The following is a 21,118-nucleotide window of genomic DNA, read 5'->3' as shown; positions in this document are numbered from 1 at the left end:
AGCCTAGCCAGGTTGGATCGACAGGGCGTGCCTGAACACGTTGTGCGGGTCGTACTTCGCCTTGATCCGCTGCAGTCGCGGGTAGTTGTCCTGGTAGTAGAGGCGCTGCGCGGACACCCCCGACGTGTTCCAGGCCGGGTCGGCGAGGTCGGCGTCGGCGTAGTTGATGTACGAGCCGTCGTTGACCTCGTTGGGCACCGGCACACCACCCGTGGCGGCGTACACGTCCCGATAGAGCGCACGCACCCAAGCGAGGTTCGCCGCGTCCTCCTGCTCCTCGCTCCACACCGCCTGATAGACCGCCTTCATCACGACGTCCCGATTCGCGATCGCGGTCTCGTGCGGCGCCAACGCGTTCGCCTGACCCCCGTACCCGATGAGCAACACACTCCCCTGCGCCCCCTCGGGCCCGGTGAGGTTGCGCCACAAGGCACCGCACTGCTCCACCGTGAACGCCCGGCGCAGGTACCCGGCCTTGATCTTGTACCGTCGCGTGAGCACGTCACCGGGTTCACCCGTGCCGGGCCACGTCATCTTGTGCAGCCACGGCACCGTCTTCCGCAGCTCGAACACCGGCGTGAGCCCCTCACCGACCACGGCGGCGAAGTCCGTCACCATCGCCTCGACGTCCGGCAGGTCCGCGTCCGCCTGCACGGACAGCATCACCACACCACCGGCCGCGTGCTTGACCTCGAGCACCCCGTACAGCCCGGTCTCCGGAGCCCCCGGCGCACTGTTGCGCTCGTGCCACGTCCCGAAGTTGCGCAGCAGCCTGCCGAGCTTCTCCTCGGTGAGCTGCCCCCAGTCCCAGAACACGACGTGCTGCAGCATGGTCCGCGGCATGGCCGGCAACAAGGCGTTCCTGCCCGGCGACCGCAACCAGTACTTCGTCACCACCCCGAAGTTCCCGCCGCCACCCCCGGTGTGCGCCCACCACAGGTCCCGGTGCGGATCCCCCTCCTCCCGGGTGGCGACCACGACCCGAGCCCGCCCGTCCTTCCCGACCACGACGACCTCAACGCCGTGGAGGTGGTCCACCACAGCCCCGTACCGCCGCGACAACGGGCCGTACCCACCACCCGCGATGTGCCCACCGGCCCCCACCTCAGGACACCCGCCACCGGGGATCGTGACACCCCACCCGGCACAAAGCCCCCTGTACACCTGCCCCAACGTCGCCCCGGGCCCCACCACGAAGGCCTTCTTCCCGGCGTCGAAGCCGACCTCGTCCATCCCGGACAGGTCGAGAAGCGTCCGGACCTCAGCGGACGCCGTCAGGTTCTCGAAACAGTGCCCGCCACTGCGCACAGCGAGCCGCCGCCCACCCCTCACCGCGTCGTCCACGGCACGCACGACCTGCTCGGCCGACCCCGCGACCCGAATCTCGTCGGGGCGCCCGGCGAACCGGAAGTTGTTGCCCCGCAGGAGGTTTTCGTACCGGACGTCGTGCGGCGGGATCCGCACCGCGGCCTCACCTGCGGCCGCCGCACGCCCTGTGACGGCCAACCCGGCCGCCGCACCGGCACCAGCGATCAGTGCCCGCCTGCTGACGAGGCCGCCCCCGGAGTCGCTCATCTCGTTCCTTTCCGCGTTGGTGTGCTCACCGTTGCGGGTCGGGATTGCCGGAGGCATCAGCCGATGGTCCGGCCGGGAGGCTGAGAGCCGGACCAACCGATCGGCTGGGTCGCCTCCACCGGCGCAGGGCCGGGGCGGAGCGGGTTTGGGGAAATGCGTCCGGGACGGCACGCGAGGCGGGGCAGAGCGCGGCAGGGCGCAAGGTGGACAGGCACAGCGCGCGGCACGGCACCACGCGGCGGGAACGCGATGCGTGGCGAGGCGCCACGCGGCGGGAACGCGATGCGTGGCGAGGCGCCACGCGCAGAACGGTGGCAAGCGCGGCGCGGCACGAGGCGGAACAGGAGCAGCGCGTGGCGGAGCGCAGCGCGTGGCGTGGCGGTGCGCGTGCGTGGCGTGAGCCGAAGCGAGGCGCGAGGCGTGGCCGAGCCGTTCAGCCCGGCCTTCTCTGGCGGCCGCGGCACCCCGCCACAGGCCCGAGGTCAGACACGAACGCGCCCACCCACCACGACCAACGCCGTCAACGCCCCCGCGACACCTCCACCCGCGCACTGAACTTCGGCGTGGGCACGACCCCCACCACAGGCGGCTCGGCGAACTGCGTGTTGTACAGGTCCGCGTACCGCCCCTCCGCGGCCATCAGCTCGGCGTGCGTTCCGCGCTCCACGATCTCGCCGTGCTCCAGCACCAGGATCTGGTCGGCGGCCCGGATGGTCGACAACCTGTGCGCGATCACCAACGAGGTCCGCCCCTGCAGCGCCTCGGTCAGTGCCTCCTGGACGGCCGCCTCGGATTCCGAGTCCAGGTGTGCCGTGGCCTCGTCGAGGATCACCACCCGGGGCTTGGCCAGCAACAGTCGCGCGATGGTGAGCCTCTGCCGCTCGCCGCCGGACAGCCGGTAGCCGCGCTCGCCGACCACCGTGTCGAGCTGGTCCGGCAGCGACGTCACCAGTTCCAGGAGCCTCGCCCGGCGCAGCGCGTCCCACAACTCGTCGTCGCTCGCTCCCGGAGCCGCGTACTCCAGGTTGGCGCGGATGGTGTCGTGGAAGAGGTGCCCGTCCTGGGTGACCACGCCGACGGAGGACCGGAGGGCGTCGAACGACAGGTCGCGGACGTCCACACCGGACAGGAGCACCGCGCCGGAGTCGACGTCGTAGAGGCGCGGCACGAGCGAGGCGAGGGTCGACTTGCCGGCGCCCGACGAGCCGACCAGCGCCACCAGCTGGCCGGCCTCGGCCTTGAAGCTGATGCCGTGCAGCACTTCCTCGCCACCGCGGGTGTCCAAAGTGGCCACCGACTCCAGCGAGGCGAGCGACACCTTGTCCGCGGACGGGTAAGCGAACCGGACGTCGGCGAACTCCACCGAGACGGGGCCCGCGGGCATGGGGCGGGCGTCCGGCTTCTCTTTGATCATCGGGTCGAGGTCGAGCACCTCGAAGACGCGCTCGAACGACACGAGCGCGGTCATCAGGTCGACGCGCGCGTTCGCCAGCGCCGTCAGCGGGGCGTACAGGCGGGTCAGCAGGAGCGCGAGTGACACGACGGCGCCCGCCGCCAGGTGGCCGGTCAGCGCCAGGTAGCCGCCCAGGCCGTAGACCAGGGCCTGCGCGAGCGCCGACACCAGCGTCAGGCCCGTCATGAACCAGCGGGTGGCCATCGCGGTCCGGATGCCGATGTCGCGGACCTTCGCGGCCTTCTCCGAGAACTCCTGCTCCTCGCGGGCGGGACGGCCGAAGAGCTTCACCAGCGTCGCACCCGGCGCCGAGAAGCGCTCGGTCGACTGCGTGACCATCGACGCGTTCAGGGCGGAGGCCTCGCGCTGCATGTCCGCCATCCGGCGCCCCATCCGCTTGGCGGGCAGCACGAAGACGGGGAGCAGGACCAGGGCCAGCGCGGTGACCTGCCACGACAGCGTGAACATGACGCCCAGTGACAGCGCGAGCTGGATGATGTTCGTGACGAAGCCGGACAGCGTGGACGTGAACGCGCGCTGGGCGCCGATCACGTCGTTGTTCAGGCGTGAGACGAGCGCACCGGTGCGGGTGCGCGTGAAGAACGCGACGGGCATCTTCTGCACGTGCCCGAACACGGCACGACGCAGGTCGTAGATCAGGCCTTCACCGATGCGCGTCGACTGCCAGCGCTCGACCACGCCCAGGCCGGCGTCGACCACGGCGATCGCGGCGATGGCCACCGCCAGCCACACCACCACGGACGGGACGGCGCCGCCGACGATCGCGTCGACCACCCGGCCGGCCAGCAGCGGCGTCGACACCGCGAGGACCGACGAGATGACCGTCAGCAGGAGGAACACGAACAGCTTCGCCCGATGTGGCCGGGCGAAGGCCAGCACGCGCCGGAAGGTCCCGCGGCGCACCTTGTCGGGTGCGTCCGAGGTGACCCCCATCATGAATCGCCAAGAGCTGTAACCGTCCACGCTGATAAGAACAGCACAGCGGTCTGACAATTCCGTCGAGAGCGGCTGGGAAGCCGACCGGGTTCAGCTTTGAGCGGACAGAGCCGCGAACGACTGCAGCCGGCGCAACTGGGCGGCGCGCTCCAGGGCGAGCTGCGCGTCCGCCATCGGCGCCTCGGCGGCGGCCGCGATCAGCGCGAGCGTCTCGGAGACGGCCCCCGCGGCAGGCTTCAGCACGGCGGCGACCACCGAGTCGACGGCGTCGTCGAGCCCCTCACCGGGCACGACGTAGTTCGCGAGGCCGATCCGCAGCGACTCCTCCGCCGGCACCCGGCGGGAGGTCACGCACATCTCGGCCGCACGCGAATACCCCACGAGACGCACCAACGGCAGCGTGCCGCCGAGGTCGGGCACGAGGCCCAGCCCGGTCTCGGCCATGCAGAACTGCGCGTCCTCGGCGAGCACGCGGAAGTCGCACGCCAGCGCCAACTGGAAACCCGCGCCGATGGCATGCCCTTGCACGGCGGCGATCGTCACGCGTGCGGGGTCGCGCAGCCAGGTGAACCCGGCCTGGTACGACGCGATCCGGGCGTCCGCCTCCTCGGGAGACAGCGCCAGGAGCGCACCGAGACCGCCGGGCTCGCCGTCGACGGGTTCACCGGTGAACATGCGCCGGTCCAGCCCCGCCGAGAAGGCGCGGCCAGACCCCCGGACGACCACGACGCGGACGTCCGGGTCCAGCTGTTCGCCGATGTGCCGCAACGCCTGCCACGTGGCCGGCGTCTGCGCGTTGAGCACGTCGGGACGATCGAGCGTGATGGTCGCGCGCGGCCCGGCAATCGCGAGCCGAACGCCACCGCGCTCGAGCACGCCAGCGTCGATGGAAGGCACTGGCATGATCGTTACCTCCGGCGGACTAGAAGCTAGTTACCGGAGAGTAGCAGTCTGGGTTCGGGCTACTTCTTCTTCGTCCGGGTGGCGCCACCGCGACCGCGCAGCGTGACCCCGGATTCCGAAAGAACCCGGTGCACGAAGCCGTAGGAACGCCCGGTGCTCTCGGCCAAAGCCCGGATGCTCGCGCCCTTTTCGTACTTCTTCTTCAGGTCAGCGGCCAGCTTGTCCCGCGTGGCGCCGGTGATCCGGGCACCCTTCTTCAGGTCAGCCACCTTGTCCCGCCTTCCGTACGAGCAGGTGGGCCGTTTTGACGGCCCCTGTCGTCGCAATGATCGAACAGGAACCGGCAGAACGCCAGGTGATCAAGCAAAGAGATCGCCGAACGGTCGATTCGATCACACTCAGTTGATCACAGAACGCGCTCGGTAACCCTTTGAGGGGTGGAGATCACGCCAGCTGGACGAGGTCGAGGTAGTCCTCCGACCAGTGGTCCTCGGTGCCGTCGGGCAGCAGGATGACCCGCTCCGGCTCCAGCGCCTCGACGGCTCCGGGGTCGTGCGTCACGAGGACGACAGCGCCCTCGTAGCGCCGCAGCGCGTCGAGGACCTGCTCGCGCGAAGCCGGGTCCAGGTTGTTGGTCGGCTCGTCGAGCAGCAGCACGTTCGCCGCCGACGACACCAGACCGGCGAGCGCCAGTCGCGTCTTCTCGCCACCGGACAACGTGCCCGCGGGCTGGTCGAGCTGCTCACCGGTGAAGAGGAACGTGCCGAGCAACGACCGCAGCCGCTGCTCCTGCTCGTCCGGCGCCATGTGGCGGATGTTCTCCCACACCGACGCGTTGTGGTCGAGCGTCTCGTGCTCCTGCGCGAAGTAGCCGATCTTCAGGCCGTGACCGGGCACGACCTTGCCCGCGTCCATCTTCTCGCCGCCGCCCAGCAACCGCAGCAGCGTCGTCTTGCCGGCGCCGTTGAAACCGAGCACGACGACGCGGGAACCCTTGTCGATGGCCAGGTCCACGCCGGTGAAGATCTCCAGCGAGCCGTAGGACTTGCTCAGACCCTCTGCCATCAAAGGGGTCTTGCCGCACGGCGCGGGCGCCGGGAAGCTGATCTTCGCGACCTTGTCGCTCTGGCGCACGTCGTCGAGACCGTCGAGCAGCTTCTGCGCGCGCTTCGCCATGTTCTGCGCCGCAACGGCCTTCGTGGCCTTCGCGCCCATCTTGGCGGCCTGCGTCATCAGCGCGCCGGCCTTCTTCTCGGCGTTGGCGCGCTCACGGCGACGGCGCTTCTCGTCCGTCGCACGGGCTTCGAGGTACTTCTTCCAGCCGAGGTTGTAGATGTCGACCTCGCCGCGAATGGCGTCGAGGAACCACACCTTGTTCACGACGTCGTCGAGCAGCTCGACGTCGTGGGAGATCACCACGAGGCCGCCGTCGTGCGACTTGAGGAAGCCGCGCAGCCACGTGATCGAGTCGGCGTCGAGGTGGTTCGTGGGCTCGTCGATCAGCAGGATCGTGCTCGACTTCGCGCCGATGCCCGCCTCGGACGCGGCGAACAGGATGCGCGCCAGCTCCACGCGGCGGCGCTGACCACCGGACAGCGTGCTCAGCGGCTGCGCGAGAACGCGGTCCGGCAGGCCGAGGTTGGAGCAGATGCGCGCGGCCTCGGACTCCGCGGCGTACCCGCCGAGCCCGGCGAAGCGCTCCTCGAGCTTGCCGTACCGGGTGACGGCCTTGTCGAGCTCGTCGGGGTCGACCAGCTCGGACATCTTCGACTGGGCCTTCTCCATGTCGCGGAGCAGCTGGTCGAGGCCGCGCGCCGACAGCACCCGGTCCTTGGCGATGACCGACAGGTCGCCCTCGCGCGGGTCCTGCGGCAGGTAGCCGAGCTCGCCCTTGCGCGTGACGGAGCCGCCGTAGGGCTGGCCCTCGCCCGCGAGGACGCGCAGGGAGGTGGTCTTGCCGGCGCCGTTGCGGCCCACGAGGCCGATGCGGTCGCCGGGCTGGACGCGCAGGTTGGCGCCGCTCACGAGAATGCGTGAGCCCGCGCGCAACTCCATGTCAGTTGCGGTGATCAAGAGAAACTCCGGGTAGCTGCGAAAAAGCCGGGCATGACAAGGGATGGCACGTCCGGGTCGGCCTACTCCAGGAGGATCACGGGAACCATTCTACGGGATCACGACCATCGAATTTCCCACCTGTGGCGGGACGCATAGATTGCGCGGCATGAGCGAAGACTTCTCGGGCAGGGCCGCCCTGGTCACCGGCGCGTCCCGCGGCATCGGCTACGGCATCGCACGCGAGCTCCTGTCCCGCGGCGCGTCTGTCACGATCACGGGCCGCAAGGCCGACCAGCTCACCGAGGCGGCGAAGCGGCTGGAGGCCGACACGGGCGGCCGCGTGCTCCCCGTCCAGGGCAACGCGGGCGACGAGGCGTCCCGCGAGGAGGTCGTCGCGCGCACCGTCGAGGAGTTCGGCAGCCTCGACGTGCTCGTGAACAACACGGGCATCAACCCGCAGTTCGGCTTCCTGATGGACGCGGACCTGAATGCCGTGCGGAAGATCTTCGACGTCAACGTGGTGGCGACGCTCGGGTTCATCCAGCTCGCGTGGAAGGCGTGGATGGGCGAGCACGGCGGCGCGGTCGTGAACCTGGCGTCCATCGGCGGCATCCGGTCCACGGGCGTGATCGGCGCGTACGGCGCGTCGAAGGCGGCGTTGATCCGCCTCACCGAGGAACTCGCGTGGCAGCTCGGCCCGAAGGTGCGCGTGAACGCCGTCGCGCCCGCCGTGGTGAAGACGAAGTTCGCGGAGGCGCTGTACGTGGGCCGCGAGGAGGAGGCCGCGCAGCAGTACCCGATGAAGCGCCTCGGCACGCCTGAGGACGTCGCCTCTCTCGTGGCGTTCCTCTGCTCGGACGGCGCTTCGTGGATCACGGGTGAGACGGTGCGGGTGGACGGCGGCCTGCTGTCGACCGGCACCGCCGGTTAGTCCGGCTCCACGCCCAGCACGTCGAGGAACGCGGCCGTGGCCGGGGTCAGCCCGGCCGCGCTCCACACCAGGTGCTCGACGCGCGAAGGCCCGTCCACGACCGGCACGGTCACCACCCCGCTGAGCTGCGGTGTGTACCGCGACGGCAGCACCGCCACCGCGAGCTCCTCCCGGATCAGCCCGGCCATCAGTTCCGCGGTCGTCACCTCGAACGCCACCTCGCGGCGCAGCCCGGCCTTCTCGAAGGCCTGGTCGGCCTGCACCCGCCCCGGCGTCCGCGCCGGGAAGTCCGCGAACATCTCGCCCGCCAGCTCCTCCAGCGTCAGCTCGGGCCGCCGCGCGAGCGGGTGCGAGGGCGCCAGGACGGCGACGTGCTCGTCGCGCGCCAGCTCCCTGCCCCGCACGCCTTCCGGCCGCGCGCCGAGCGGCAGCCCGAGGAACGCGAGGTCGAGGGCGCCGTCGCGCACCTGCTTCACCATGTCGAGGCTCGACAGCATCTTCAACGCGACCCTGACCTGCGGATACCGTTCGCGGAACACCTTCAGCGCGGCGGGCAGGTCCACGGCGGCGACGGTCGGGATCACGCCGACGACGACCCGCCCGCGCACCTCCCCCACCGCCGCGGCGACCTCGGCCGCCGCCCGTTCCGCGAAGTCGAGGCACTGGCGCGCGGCCGGCAGGAACGCCGCTCCGGCCTGGGTCAGCCGCACGCTGCGGCTCGTGCGGTCGAACAGGCGCGCGCCCAGGGACCGTTCGAGGCGGGCGATCTGGTGGCTCAACGCCGACTGCACGACCAGGCACTGCCGCGCCGCCTTGGTGAAACTGCCGGTCTCGGCGACGGCGACGACGTACCGCATCTGCTGGAGCTCCACTCCACCCATCTTGAATCACGATGGATTGGATGAAAAGCATGTGTTGGACTCATTGATCGGGCCGCCGAACACTGGAGGACGTGAGAAACACCGACCTCTCCCGCACCGCGCTCGCGGCGTTCGCACCGGTGGTCTGGGGCTCGACCTACGTGGTCACGACCGAGCTGCTGCCGGCGGGCCACCCGCTGTTCGCGGGCCTGCTGCGCGCATTGCCCGCGGGCCTGGTCGCGCTGGCGCTCACCAGAACGCTGCCGCGGGGCACCTGGTGGGCCAAGGCGGCCGCGCTGGGCGTGCTCAACATCGGCCTGTTCTTCCCGTTCCTGTTCATCGCCGCCGAGCGCCTGCCGGGCGGTGTCGCGGCCACCCTGGGCGCCGCCCAGCCGCTCGTGGTGGCGTTGCTGGCGGTCGGGGTGCTCAAGGAGAACCCGTCCGCGTGGCGGCTCGCCTGGGGCGTCGTGGGGGTGCTGGGGGTCGGGCTCGTGGTGCTCGGCCCGGCGGCGGGCTTCGACCTCGTCGGTGTGCTGGCGGGGCTGGGCGGTGCCGCGACCATGGCGCTCGGCGTGACGCTGACGAAGAAGTGGGGCAGGCCGGCCGGTGTGGGCCCGACGGCGTTCGCGGGCTGGCAGCTCACGGCGGGTGGGCTGTTCCTGGTCCCCGTCACGTTCCTGGTCGAGGGCGCACCGCCCGCCATCGGCCCCACCGCCGTGGTCGGCTACCTGTGGCTCGGCGGTGTCGGCGGTCTGCTCGCCTACGTCCTGTGGTTCCGCGCGATCACCACGCTGCCGGTCGCGTCCGTGTCGATGCTCGGCCTGCTGTCCCCGATGGTCGCCGCGCTGCTCGGTGTCGTGGTGCTCGGTCAGACGCTGGACCTCACGCAGCTCACCGGTTTCGCGCTCGCCCTCGCCGCGATCCTGGCGAGCCAGCGGCCCTCACCGCTCACGGTCGCGAACCGAGCTCCAGCCGCAGGATGACCTCGCCGTCCTCGTCGGTCTCCCCGGTGGGCACGAACCCGTACCCGCGGTAGAACGGTTCGGGCGAGCCCTCCCCCGGCACGCAGCTCGTGAGCAGTTCGGTCGCCCCTTCGGCCCGCAGCAGCGCCACGACCTCGTTCAGGATCGCCCTGCCGTAGCCGCGTCCCTGGTGCTCGGCGTCCACGAGCAGCCGCCACAGGAAGAACGGCCCGAGCAGGCCCGGTCGCGGCACGAGGTCCCAGCACAGCATCACGAACCCGACCGGCGTGTCGCCGTCGCAGACCGCGCGGAACCACGGTTTCGCCTCGGGGTTCTCCCGCGCGTCCCGGAAGGACCTCTCGACGGACGCCACGAACCGCTCCTGCGAGGGGTGCACGCGCAGGGCGACCACGGCGTCGCGGTTCGTCTCGGTGATCTCGACCAGGCGGATCTGAGCGCTCATGGCCCCCGATTGTGCCGTTCAGCGCGACGTCGCGGGCGCGATCGGCTGTCCCGCGGACGACGTCGGGTTGTTCGTGACGGCCACCGGTGTCGTGTTCGACGGCGCCGACTTCGGGGGTTCGCCGGACGGCGAGGTGCTCACCGGCGCGGACGTCGCCGGCGTCGGCGCGGTGGACTCCGGCGGCGAGGGGTCCGACGACACCGGCGAGGTGGTGGCCGGCGACGGTCCGGGTGTCGCGGGTTCCACCGGGGCCTGCCCCGGCAGCACGGCGAGTGCCACCGCCACGACCACCACGGTCGCCAGCCCGCTCCCCACGACGGCGATCGCGCGCCGCCGGGTCCGCACCTTCTCGCCGCGCGAGATCAGGTCGGCGGCCGTGACGGCACGCGGCGGCGCCTCTTCCTGGTGCAGAGCGGAGAAAGCCGCCCTCAGGTCGTCCTCGCGGACCATCACACCTCCAGCCTCAGATGGTCGAACTCCGGTCCCAGCCTGCGCCGCAACGACTCCAGGCCCTTGCTGGTCTGCGACTTCACCGTGCCCGTCGAGCAGTTCAGCGCCGCCGCCGCGTCCTCGACGCTCAGATCGTGCCAAAAGCGCAGCACGAGGACCGCGCGCTGCCGTGCGGCGACCGAGTTGAGCGCCTGCCACACGACGAGCCTGTCCTCCGCCCCGGGGACGGAGGACAGGCCCTCTGGGGGCGCGTCGGTCAGCTTCTCCCTGCGCCACCGCACCTTGCGGCGTTCGGCGAGGAACGTCCGCACGACGATCTGGCGCAGGTACGGCTCGAGCCCCGACCGGTCCGCGAGTTTCGGACCGGCCAGGTACAGCTTCAAGAACGCCGACTGCATGAGGTCCTCCGCCTCGTGCCAGTTGCCGCACAGCAGGAACGCCGTGAAGCGCATCGAGTCGGCGCACCGGTCGAAGCAGTCGGTGAACTCAGCCTCCCAGTTCAGCGGTGGCTCCTCACCGTGCCGGCGTCGTGGCGACCGGCGACGTCGTCGGGGTCTTCGTGTTCACGGGTGGTGCCGGGACCGGGGCCGTCGTCGGGACCGGGGGCGAGGTCTGGATCGGGTGGTTGGCCGGGGGCGTCGTCGCGACCGGCGGCCGCGACGTGGAGGGAGTGGGCGGCTGCGAGGCCGGCGGCGTGGTCGCGGGCGGCGACGTCAACGGCACCGGGGCAGGCGGCGTCGTCGCGATCGGGGTGGGCGGCTGCGGAGCCGAGTTCGTGGGCAGGGGCGCGGTCTCGCCGCCACCGCTCAGCGCGAGGGCGGGCACCGCGATGCCGACGGCACCCAGCGCGACCGCTCCGGCCACGATCACCATTCGTTTGCGCACTTGCAGCTCCAGCAGGATCGGTGGCGCCAGGATCAGGCGCCCTCACCCGTATCCATGTGGCCGGGCCCGCGTCCGGTTGCCGCTGTGTCCTGGATCACGATCTCGACGCACCGGGCCCGTTCCGCGGCCTCGTCGAGCACCGAACGCCGTGGTTCGGGCACGTCGAGGACGCGGTCCTCCGCCAGGGAGAAGACGCCGGAGAGCCTGCGGTCGTTGCGCAGGACGTCGAGCGCCTGCCAGTCGCCGCCGAGCACCACGCCGTCGAGTTCGGCGAGTCGCGGGACGAGCACCCTCGCGACGTCGTCCGCCGCGGCCTGGAGCGCGACCCTGGCCTGCCCCTCCCGCCGCCGTGCGAACCGCTGCTGAGACCAGCCACCCGCCCGAATGCGCCCGTGGACCTGTTTGCGGTCGGTCGTCGACACCTCGACCCTGCCGCCGAACGCCACCCCGACGCTGTGACCACCGAGCCGCACGAGGACCAAGCCGATCCTGCGGGGCTCGGTCAACATTTCAATTACCTCTTCTACAGAGGTACCGCCCCGCGTGCGGAACGTTGCGGTCGCGCCGTCCTCCGCGGAGACGACGACGTGGCTCTCTGTGACGTGCGTCTCGACGGCGCCGTGCCGGTCCGCGAACCTGCGGATCCAGCCCTCGACCCGCTCCGGCTCGACCTCGACCGCCCGCCCACCGGGAACCTGCCGGACCCGGCTCATGCGGACTCCCACATCGCGGGAACAGCGCCCTGGATGCGCGGAACGCCAGACTCGGTCACCGTGCACACACTAGAACCACGTAGACACGGGCGGTGAACGCACGAACAAGTTACCGATGGGTTCGCTACGCTTGACAGATGAGTCTCGAAAGCGTGAACTCATCAACCGTATGGATTAACCATTGACTCCATCCGGCTCCGACCAGCGATGTTCACGGACGGGTAGGGTCACTGGGGCGTGATCTTATGACAGCGGGGAGTCACCATGACGACTGCTGCCGGTCGACCAACACTGACCGTCGACGACACCGACTCGACGGGCCACGGCAGCCTTACGCAACTCTTGACGACGGGACCGTTCCCCGAAGCGTTGAGGGCGGCGATCAAGGCGAGCCGACTCAGTCTCGACCGCATCCAGCACCGGTTGGCACTGCGTGGCGTGACCATCAGCGTCGCGACGCTCAGCTACTGGCAGTCAGGACGGCGAAGGCCTGAACGACCTGAGTCACTGGAGGCGCTGCGGCACCTCGAGTCGGTCTTGGGCGTGCCTCAGTCGGGCCTGTCGGCGCTGCTCGGACCGCCTCGCCCGCGAGGCCGCCGCTGCCGCCCGACGACGATGATGCCGATCGACGCCCTCTGGGCGCGCCGCGAGCGGGTCGCGAACCTGCTCTCGAAGGTCGACACGTCGTCCGACCTGAAGCTAGGCCGGATCAGCCAGCACGACCGCATCGAGATCTCTGCCGACGGCGGGCAGAAATCAGTGTGGGTGCGCCAGATCCTGCGCGCCGAGCAGGACGGCCCCGACCGGTGGGCGCTCGTGTTCGAGACCGAGGAGAGCGACGTGCTCCCCGAGATCACGAACGTGCGCAACTGCCACCTGGGCCGCATCGCCCGCGACCACGAGGCCAACATCATGGTCGCCGAGATGATGTTCGAACGCCCGCTCACCCGCGGCGAGACCCTCATCATGGAATACCAGCTGGTGTTCCCCGAGGGCCACGCCCCCAAGGGCAACAACACGTTCGCACGCAAGTTCCGCCTCCCGGTCCGCGAGTACGTCATCGAGGTCCGCTTCGACGAGACGAACCTCCCGTCCCGCGTGCAGCAGTACAGCGTGCCCGCGGGCGACGAGACCCCGTCCCGCCGCCGCAACCTCACCCTGGACTCGGGCGGCGGCGTGCACGCCGTGGCTCTCGGGTTCGGGCCGGGTGTGTTCGGCATCCGCTGGGAGTGGCCGAACCGCTAGAGCGGTGGCACCAGACGTGTGAGGGGCGCTTCCCGGCCGGGGAGGCGCCCCTTTCGCTGTCCGCGGTCAGGGAGGTGGGGGCCGGAGGTCTGGGGACGGCGAGGCGGAGGCGGGCCGGGCCGGGCGAAGCCGAGGCGTCCCTGCCTCGCCCTCCCGAGCAAGCGGCGATGACCGGCACCGGCTCGGCAAGGCCCACGCAACCACGTACTCAACGCGACCCGCACGATGCCCCAAAGGAAAGGCCCCCGGCCACAAGCCGGGGGCCTCCCACCACTCTCAGCTCATCACACCCAACCGGCCACGCTCAGCGTCACCGAACGCAGCGAACCGCGGTCGGTGCCCACCACGTCGGCCACCTTGAACACCCAGGTGCCGTCAGCCGGGTCCGCCGTCAGCCCGGACAGGGCCGACCCCGCCTTCCACGAGCCGGTGAACGGCGCCTGAGCGCTGGACACGCCCGAGAACGGCAGCGTGGCGTCGTCGGTGAAGACGGCCTGGCAGATGTTGTTGCCGGTGCCGCCCGCACGCGAGAACAGCGTCACGGTCTTGCCCGCCGGGGAGGTGAGCGTGCCCACCAGGTCGCCGACGAACGTGTGGTCGATGCCGACCGTGGTCGAGCCCTCGGTGGCCGAGCACGCGGAGCCGTCCACGGAGAACTTCAGGTTCGACGCGGCGCCGACGCCCGTGACGGGCAGCGAGACCGAGACGCCGGTCTGGTCGTTGTCCGGGATGGCGATCGGTGCGCCCGTGTACGCGAAGGTCTTGAACTCGCGCGACGGCTCACCCACGCGGAGCGTGAACGAGGTCGTCGTGGGCGACGTGGCACCCGCGTAGGTCACGCGGGCGTCGAGCTTGACCGCCGAACCGAGTCCGGCGGAGGCCGGCACGGTCACCTTGTAGGTGTTGCTGACGGTCTGGCCCGGGTCGATGTTGCCGTAGTACTTGGACCGCGGCGCGATGGTCACGCCGGCGGACGTCGTCGACAGCACGACCGAGGTCGACGCGGCCGAGCCGTCACCGTTGTTGGCCACCGGCAGCGTTACCGTGGAGGTGGTGCCGGGCTTGAGGAAAGCGCTTCCGTCGGCGTCGTTGACGATCGTCGGCTTCTGCGCGCGGGCCAGTGCCTGCGGCGAGGCGCCCGTGTAGGCGAGGGCGCGGTCGGCCATCACGATGCCGGCACCGGTGCGGTTGTCCACACCGGACTCGACGATGTCGATCGCCGTGGTGACAAGGGCTTCCTTGACCTCGGCGGGCGTCAGCGTCGGGTTGCCGGACAGGATGAGGCCGGCGATCGCGGCGGCGTTCGGGGCCGAGGCGGACGTGCCGAAGAACGGCGCGAAGCCCGGCACCGAGGTGGTGACACCGTCGGCCGCGGTGAGGTCCGGCTTCTGCCGGGTCTCGGCGAGCGGGGTGCCGTCCGGCGCGAAGAACGTCTTGCGCGGGCCGTCGGAGGTGAAGCGCTCCGGCTTCTGCGCGCTGGTGAACGCGCCGGGGTACGGGCCGCTCGGGTTGGCCGGGTCGCCGGGCTCGAGGTCGAACGGCAGCGCGCCCGCGGCGGGTGCGGCCGCGACCGAGATCGCGCCCTTGGCCGCCGAGTGGCCGCGCGTGGTGCCGGGGGTGACGTACTTCTTCAGGCCGTCGTTGGTGTCGGCGAAACGGCCGCCGAACAGCGACAACGCGAAGTACTTGTCCTCACCTCGGTACCGCACGACCGCGAGGCGCGTGCCCGTCGAGCTCGACGGGGTGTTGATGCGCTCGTACGGGTCCTGGGCGCCGTCCTGGTTGTTCTGGCTGAAGGTGACAACGTTGCCTTGGGCGTTGACCAGGTACAGGTCGTAGTCGTTGGCCGACTGCCCCAGCGGGTCGGCCCAGTGCAGCACCACGGGGGTGTCGCCCGAGAAGTTCGACAGCGGGTTGAACAGCTGCTTCTGGTTCGGGTCCGGGTTGAAGTCGTGCGCGGAGCCCGCGAACTTGCCGACGCCCACGCCCGAGTCGACGAACTGGCCCTCGTAGTGGCCGGAGGTGCCGTCGGCGACGTTGCCCTGGTTGCCGGCGCTCGAGAAGAACAGGGCACCGTCGGCGACGACCGCGTCCACGGCGCGCGCGATGATGCCGTCCTGGAACGGCGACTCGTTGAAGTAGATGACGTCGTCGACGATGACGTCGCAGCCGAGGTCGAAGCGCAGCTTCTTGATGTTGTCCGCGAAGCTCGCGTCGCCGTTGAACGCCGTGGCGAAGCCGAGTTCGGCGTTCGGCGCGATGTCGTGCAGGATCTCGAGCATCGCGGTGCCCTCGTCACCGGAGCCCGCCTGACCCGTCAGCACGTCGACGGCCGGCAGCTCGCCCGAGGCCTGCGACACGGCCAGCGAGCTCACACCGTCCGACAGCGCGCAGAGCTTCGTGCCGACACCGGTCACGCGGAACGACCCGCGCGCGGCCTCGGCGTTGTGCGCCTTGTCGCTCTCGGCGACCTTCGCGGCCTGGACGGAGAGGGTCTTCTCCGACAGGCGGCGCTCGATCTCCGCGGCCTTGTCCTCTTTGGACGGAGCCTGCTTGCGGGCCTTGGTGTCCCGCTTGTTCTTGACGTCCTGCGTCATCGCGTCGCTGCCGGGCTCGACGCGTGCCACGTCGGAGCGACCGGCGATCTCGGCGATCTTCGAGACCGGGACCTCGGCGCGCACGGTGCGGTGCTCGGAGGAGACCGCCCGAATCTGCCCGCCCGCCGCGCGGACAGCGTTGACCAGGTCCTCGGAGTACTGCTTGGCGCGGATGTCCACGAGCGTCGTGGCCTTCGGCGTCACGGCGACGCCGGTCTGCACCTGCGGGAGAGCGCTGGTCGTGGCGGCCGAGACGCGCTTGCGCGCCTCCACGACGAGAGCGCTGTCCACCTTGGACTCAGCAGGGGTGAGCGACTTCTTGATGCTCTGCAGCGCGGCGATCTGCGCTGCAGCGCGGTCGTTGATGGTCTTGGACGCCTTGCCCGGATCCGCGGACGCCGGCGTGACGGCGGTGAGTGCGGCCAGAAGAACTGCGGTGCCTGCGGTGACTAACGTCGTGCCTCTTCGAGATCGGCGCACAGGGTTTCTCCCCCGAACGTTGGCGTGCCCCCGAGCACGCGGCCTGCGACCGGAGATTCCCGGTCGAGGCGCCAACGTATGGTGCCCGCCTGATCACAGTCAGCATCCGATTGGGCTACTTCTCACTTAGCAGACACAATCACACTTCACAGAACAAAAGCGTCAGTCCACAACTGACCGGTTCGCCCGGAAAGTGCTTCCAGCAGAGCGGCCGCCTGGTTGTCGGTGAGGGACGCCACGAAGTCCACCACCGCGCGCCCGCGAGCCAATCCCCTGACCACGTCAGGCCCGACGTGCGGATCACCGGCCGCACCGACCAATGTGGACGGCTCCGTCCGGGCGAGCGCCGCGTACTCCGTTTCGGCCAGCTCGACGAGGTCGTGCAGCCTGCGCGGCAAGCGATCCGCCTCCGCCCGGTCGGTCACCCACTGCTCCAAAGCGTCCACCAGGGAGCCGAGCAGACGCGCCTGTCCACGTTGGTGCAACGCCAGATCCGGGCGCAGCAACACGAAGCGGCGGTGGACGAACTTCAACACCTGCACCTCGTGCCACTGCTGGACCGCCAGCACCACGTGCCCGGACCGCGGCGTCGGCTCCTCGATCACGCCGACCGCGTCGACGAGCCTGCGCGTCCACCGCGCGCTGAACCCGGCTACCGCCTGTTCGGCCTCCACGGATCCGTCGAACGGCACCGCGAGCAGTCCGTCCACCAGCTCCTTGCCGACCTTGCGGACGGCCAGCGCGAACGCCTCGTCGCTCATCACCCACGAGTCCTTCAGGTGCATGCGCCGGCGCAACGTCTCGAGCGACCGCCCCGGCATCCGGATCTCGGCGCTCAGCTCGGCGTCGCTCAGCGCGGCGAGGTCGAGCGCCTGCGCCTGCCACGTCCCGAGCTCGGCGGCGACGGTCGCGTGCTGCAGCACGCCGACGCGGTGGAAGTCCTCCAGGTCGTGGATCGCGTAGGCGATGTCGTCCGCGGTGTCCATGACGCTCGCCTCGACGGTCTGCTGCCACGACTCGATGCGCCCGTCGAACGGCTCGCGCGCCTGCCGCAGGTCGTTGATCTCCGTGACGTACGCGGAGAACTTCGAGCTGCCGGTGCCCGGCATGTCGTCGGGCTCGGCCGCACCACGCGGCGCGACCGCGAGGCCGAGCGGCTGGTGACGCGTCCACGGGTACTTCAGCATCGCCGCCCGCACCGCGACCGTGAGGTCGAGACCGAGCGCCTTGGGACCGCGGACGTCCGTGGTCGTGATGATGCGGAACGACTGCGCGTTGCCCTCGAACCCGTCCGGCAGGCCGAACCGGTGGCGGGCCAGCCTGTCGAGCACCTGCTCCCCCAGGTGACCGAACGGCGGGTGCCCCAGGTCGTGGGCGAGAGCGGCGGCCTCCACGACGTCCGGATCACAGCCTCCGAGCTTCTCCAGCACCGCGGTGAGTTCCGGGCGGCCGGTGAGTCGTTCGGCGATGGCACGGGCCGCCTGGGCGACCTTGAGGCTGTGGGTGAGGCGGTTGTGCACGAGCAGGCCGGAGCCCGTGGAGCTGACGACCTGGGTGACCCCGCCGAGCCGCGCGAAGAACGGCGAGCTCGCGACCCGGTCGCGGTCGACCCGGAACGGGTTCGTGGCGAGGTCGGCGGTCCTGCCCACGCCGGCCGACCGACGGGCGGAGCGTTGCTCGTTGTGCATGCTCAGACGGTATACCGCGCTGCCCGGAACTCCTCGAAGGTGTACGTGGCGACAACACGAAAATGCCCCCGCGGGGAGCGCTCTCGGCGCTCGACCCACGGGGGTATCTCGGAAGAAAGTTCGGCGGCGACCTACTCTCCCACACCGTAACCAGTGCAGTACCATCGGCGCAGAAGGGCTTAACTACCGGGTTCGGAATGGGACCGGGTGTTTCCCCAACGCTATAACCACCGAAACACTATGAAATTACAACCTGAACCCCGATCCTGCGGGTTCGATCGGTCCTGGTTGTTCTTCCAGAACCGCACAGTGGATGCGTAGCGTCTTTGTAACAAGTCCTCGGCCTATTAGTACCAGTCAGCTCCAACCGTTACCGGTCTTCCACCTCTGGCCTATCAACCCAGTGGTCTAGCTGGGGGCCTTAACCCACAAAGGGTGGGATACCTCATCTTGGAACGAGCTTCCCGCTTAGATGCCTTCAGCGGTTATCCCTTCCGAACGTAGCCAACCAGCAATGCTCTTGGCAGAACAACTGGCACACCAGCGGTCCGTCCGTCCCGGTCCTCTCGTACTAGGGACAGCCTTCCTCAAGTATCCTACGCGCGCGGCGGATAGGGACCGAACTGTCTCACGACGTTCTAAACCCAGCTCGCGTACCGCTTTAATGGGCGAACAGCCCAACCCTTGGGACCTACTCCAGCCCCAGGATGCGACGAGCCGACATCGAGGTGCCAAACCATCCCGTCGATATGGACTCTTGGGGAAGATCAGCCTGTTATCCCCGGGGTACCTTTTATCCGTTGAGCGACCACGCTTCCACAAGCCATGGCCGGATCACTAGTTCCGACTTTCGTCCCTGCTCGACCCGTCAGTCTCACAGTCAAGCTCCCTTGTGCACTTGCACTCAACACCTGATTGCCAACCAGGCTGAGGGAACCTTTGAGCGCCTCCGTTACTCTTTGGGAGGCAACCGCCCCAGTTAAACTACCCACCAGGCACTGTCCCTGATCCGGATCACGGACCGAGGTTAGACATCCAATACGACCAGAGTGGTATTTCAACGATGACTCCACAACCACTGGCGTGGCCGCTTCACAGTCTCCCACCTATCCTACACAAGCCGAATCGAACACCAATACCAAGCTATAGTAAAGGTCCCGGGGTCTTTCCGTCCTGCCGCGCGTAACGAGCATCTTTACTCGTAATGCAATTTCGCCGGGCCTGCGGTTGAGACAGTCGAGAAGTCGTTACGCCATTCGTGCAGGTCGGAACTTACCCGACAAGGAATTTCGCTACCTTAGGATGGTTATAGTTACCACCGCCGTTTACTGGCGCTTAAGTTCTCAGCTTCGCCCCGAAGGACTAACCGGTCCCCTTAACGTTCCAGCACCGGGCAGGCGTCAGTCCATATACATCGTCTTGCGACTTCGCATGGACCTGTGTTTTTAGTAAACAGTCGCTTCTCGCTGGTCTCTGCGGCCGTCTCGCCCTAGCCTGCAAGAGGCTTCAAGCGCTACGGCCCCCCTTCTCCCGAAGTTACGGGGGCATTTTGCCGAGTTCCTTAACCACAGTTCGCCCGATCGCCTCGGTATTCTCTACCTGACCACCTGTGTCGGTTTGGGGTACGGGCCGCGTGAAAGCTCGCTAGAGGCTTTTCTCGGCAGCATGGGATCACTCTACTTCGCCTCAATCGGCTACGCATCACGTCTCAGGATATGTGAAGCACGGATTTGCCTATGCTTCTCCCTACACGCTTGCACCAGTACTACCACTCACTGGCGGAGCTACCCTCCTGCGTCACCCCATCGCTTGACTACTACAAGTTCAGGTCCCGCGCTCCACAACCCAGCTAGCCCCGAAGGACATCGCCGAGCGCTTCGGGCGGTTAGTATCACAAGGTTCATCATGGGCGCGTTCACACGGGTACGGGAATATCAACCCGTTGTCCATCGACTACGCCTGTCGGCCTCGCCTTAGGTCCCGACTTACCCTGGGCGGATTAGCCTGGCCCAGGAACCCTTGGTCATCCGGCGGACGAGTTTCTCACTCGTCTTTCGCTACTCATGCCTGCATTCTCACTCGCATAGCGTCCACGGCTGGATTACTCCGCCGCTTCAACCGCTACACGACGCTCCCCTACCCATCCCGAGTCAAGCTCGAAATGACACAGCTTCGGTGGTGTGCTTAAGCCCCGCTACATTGTCGGCGCAGGACCACTTGACCAGTGAGCTATTACGCACTCTTTAAAGGGTGGCTGCTTCTAAGCCAACCTCCTGGCTGTCTGTGCGACCCCACATCCTTTCCCACTTAGCACACACTTAGGGACCTTAGCTGGCGTTCTGGGCTGTTTCCCTCTCGACTACGAAGCTTATCCCCCGCAGTCTCACTGCCGCGCTCTCACACCTCGGTATTCGGAGTTTGGTTGATTTCGGTAAGCTTGTGGGCCCCCTAGACCATCCAGTGCTCTACCCCCGAGGTGAAACACACGACGCTGCACCTAAATGCATTTCGGGGAGAACCAGCTATCACGGTGTTTGATTGGCCTTTCACCCCTAACCACAGCTCATCCCCCAGGTTTTCAACCCTGGTGGGTTCGGGCCTCCACGCGGTCTTACCCGCGCTTCACCCTGGCCATGGCTAGATCACACCGCTTCGGGTCTAGACCACGCGACTCACACGCCCTATTCAGACTCGCTTTCGCTACGGCTACCCCACACGGGTTAACCTCGCCACGTAGCACTAACTCGCAGGCTCATTCTTCAAAAGGCACGCCGTCACCCCTAAAGGCTCCGACGGATTGTAGGCACACGGTTTCAGGTACTATTTCACTCCCCTCCCGGGGTACTTTTCATCTTTCCCTCACGGTACTAGTCCGCTATCGGTCACCAGGGAGTATTTAGG

Annotated in this window: 16 protein-coding genes and 2 rRNA genes (1 of these 18 only partly in view); 3 read left to right on the top strand and 15 right to left on the bottom strand. The window is 68.8% G+C overall.

The window, feature by feature from the left end:
- Positions 1–3 precede the first annotated feature (3 nt).
- From ND450_RS00095 to ND450_RS00075, 5 genes are all read right to left on the bottom strand, one after another.
- Positions 4–1,632 (bottom strand): FAD-binding oxidoreductase, encoded by a 1,629-nt coding sequence (locus tag ND450_RS00095; RefSeq protein ID WP_253324117.1) that lies wholly within the window; start codon positions 1,630–1,632, stop codon positions 4–6.
- 463 nt (positions 1,633–2,095) lie between these two features.
- A complete protein-coding gene (locus tag ND450_RS00090) occupies positions 2,096–3,982 on the bottom strand; it encodes an ABC transporter ATP-binding protein (RefSeq protein WP_253324116.1) in 1,887 nt (628 codons plus the stop codon).
- A gap of 93 nt (positions 3,983–4,075) precedes the next feature.
- Positions 4,076–4,888 carry an enoyl-CoA hydratase/isomerase family protein gene (locus tag ND450_RS00085; protein WP_253324115.1) on the bottom strand — a complete coding sequence of 271 codons (813 nt, stop codon included), beginning with the start codon at positions 4,886–4,888 and terminating at the stop codon, positions 4,076–4,078.
- A 59-nt stretch (positions 4,889–4,947) separates the two neighbouring features.
- Positions 4,948–5,157 (bottom strand): helix-turn-helix domain-containing protein, encoded by a 210-nt coding sequence (locus ND450_RS00080; protein WP_030473247.1) that lies wholly within the window; start codon positions 5,155–5,157, stop codon positions 4,948–4,950.
- A gap of 175 nt (positions 5,158–5,332) precedes the next feature.
- On the bottom strand, positions 5,333–6,961 hold the full coding sequence (locus ND450_RS00075) for an ABC-F family ATP-binding cassette domain-containing protein (RefSeq protein WP_089916810.1): 1,629 nt from the start codon (positions 6,959–6,961) through the stop codon (positions 5,333–5,335).
- A 148-nt stretch (positions 6,962–7,109) separates the two neighbouring features.
- Here ND450_RS00075 and ND450_RS00070 point away from each other — a divergent pair, with 148 nt between their 5' ends.
- Entirely contained in the window at positions 7,110–7,874 is a 765-nt protein-coding gene (locus ND450_RS00070; RefSeq protein WP_253324114.1) for an SDR family oxidoreductase, read from the top strand.
- Here ND450_RS00070 and ND450_RS00065 read toward each other — a convergent pair.
- Positions 7,871–8,746 carry a LysR substrate-binding domain-containing protein gene (locus ND450_RS00065; protein ID WP_253327829.1) on the bottom strand — a complete coding sequence of 292 codons (876 nt, stop codon included), beginning with the start codon at positions 8,744–8,746 and terminating at the stop codon, positions 7,871–7,873. The genes ND450_RS00070 and ND450_RS00065 overlap by 4 nt on opposite strands.
- Positions 8,747–8,826: 80 nt before the next feature.
- On the opposite strand from ND450_RS00065, the gene ND450_RS00060 reads away from it, so the two are divergent.
- Positions 8,827–9,717: an EamA family transporter gene (locus tag ND450_RS00060; RefSeq protein WP_253324113.1), complete on the top strand. Its 891-nt coding sequence runs from the start codon at positions 8,827–8,829 to the stop codon at positions 9,715–9,717.
- Here ND450_RS00060 and ND450_RS00055 read toward each other — a convergent pair.
- From ND450_RS00055 to ND450_RS00035, 5 genes are read right to left on the bottom strand one after another with little or no spacing between them, the layout of a single operon-like run.
- Positions 9,683–10,159, bottom strand: coding sequence for a GNAT family N-acetyltransferase (locus tag ND450_RS00055; RefSeq protein ID WP_253324112.1), 477 nt, complete (start codon positions 10,157–10,159; stop codon positions 9,683–9,685). The two genes, ND450_RS00060 and ND450_RS00055, sit on opposite strands and share 35 nt — an antisense overlap.
- 18 nt (positions 10,160–10,177) lie before the next feature.
- Positions 10,178–10,609 (bottom strand): hypothetical protein, encoded by a 432-nt coding sequence (locus ND450_RS00050; protein ID WP_253324111.1) that lies wholly within the window; start codon positions 10,607–10,609, stop codon positions 10,178–10,180.
- Complete coding sequence (locus tag ND450_RS00045) at positions 10,609–11,112, bottom strand: SigE family RNA polymerase sigma factor (RefSeq protein ID WP_256557542.1); 504 nt, start codon at positions 11,110–11,112, stop codon at positions 10,609–10,611. Before ND450_RS00045 ends, ND450_RS00050 begins: the two co-directional genes overlap by 1 nt.
- Before the next feature lie 10 nt (positions 11,113–11,122).
- The gene (locus ND450_RS00040) at positions 11,123–11,494 is read right to left on the bottom strand and encodes a hypothetical protein (protein ID WP_253328167.1); all 372 of its coding nucleotides are present in this window, start codon (positions 11,492–11,494) and stop codon (positions 11,123–11,125) included.
- Positions 11,495–11,526: 32 nt separating this feature from the next.
- On the bottom strand, positions 11,527–12,207 hold the full coding sequence (locus ND450_RS00035; protein WP_253324109.1) for an acVLRF1 family peptidyl-tRNA hydrolase: 681 nt from the start codon (positions 12,205–12,207) through the stop codon (positions 11,527–11,529).
- Between the two features lie 264 nt (positions 12,208–12,471).
- Here ND450_RS00035 and ND450_RS00030 point away from each other — a divergent pair, with 264 nt between their 5' ends.
- Positions 12,472–13,452: a helix-turn-helix transcriptional regulator gene (locus ND450_RS00030; RefSeq protein ID WP_089916823.1), complete on the top strand. Its 981-nt coding sequence runs from the start codon at positions 12,472–12,474 to the stop codon at positions 13,450–13,452.
- A 284-nt stretch (positions 13,453–13,736) separates the two neighbouring features.
- Here the strand turns inward: ND450_RS00030 and ND450_RS00025 are convergent, their stop codons facing one another.
- The 4 genes from ND450_RS00025 to ND450_RS00010 form a co-directional block, all read right to left on the bottom strand.
- The gene (locus ND450_RS00025) at positions 13,737–16,529 is read right to left on the bottom strand and encodes a S8 family serine peptidase (protein WP_253324108.1); all 2,793 of its coding nucleotides are present in this window, start codon (positions 16,527–16,529) and stop codon (positions 13,737–13,739) included.
- Positions 16,530–16,675: 146 nt separating this feature from the next.
- Positions 16,676–18,217 carry a deoxyguanosinetriphosphate triphosphohydrolase family protein gene (locus ND450_RS00020; protein ID WP_089916825.1) on the bottom strand — a complete coding sequence of 514 codons (1,542 nt, stop codon included), beginning with the start codon at positions 18,215–18,217 and terminating at the stop codon, positions 16,676–16,678.
- A 118-nt stretch (positions 18,218–18,335) separates the two neighbouring features.
- Positions 18,336–18,452 (bottom strand): 5S ribosomal RNA (rrf, locus tag ND450_RS00015).
- Between the two features lie 92 nt (positions 18,453–18,544).
- A 23S ribosomal RNA gene (locus tag ND450_RS00010) occupies positions 18,545–21,118 on the bottom strand (it continues 510 nt past the right edge of the window).

This window comes from Lentzea sp. HUAS12 (assembly GCF_024125735.1).
Classification (GTDB): Bacteria; Actinomycetota; Actinomycetes; order Mycobacteriales; family Pseudonocardiaceae; genus Lentzea; species Lentzea albida.
This window is presented reverse-complemented; position numbering and strand designations above follow the sequence as displayed.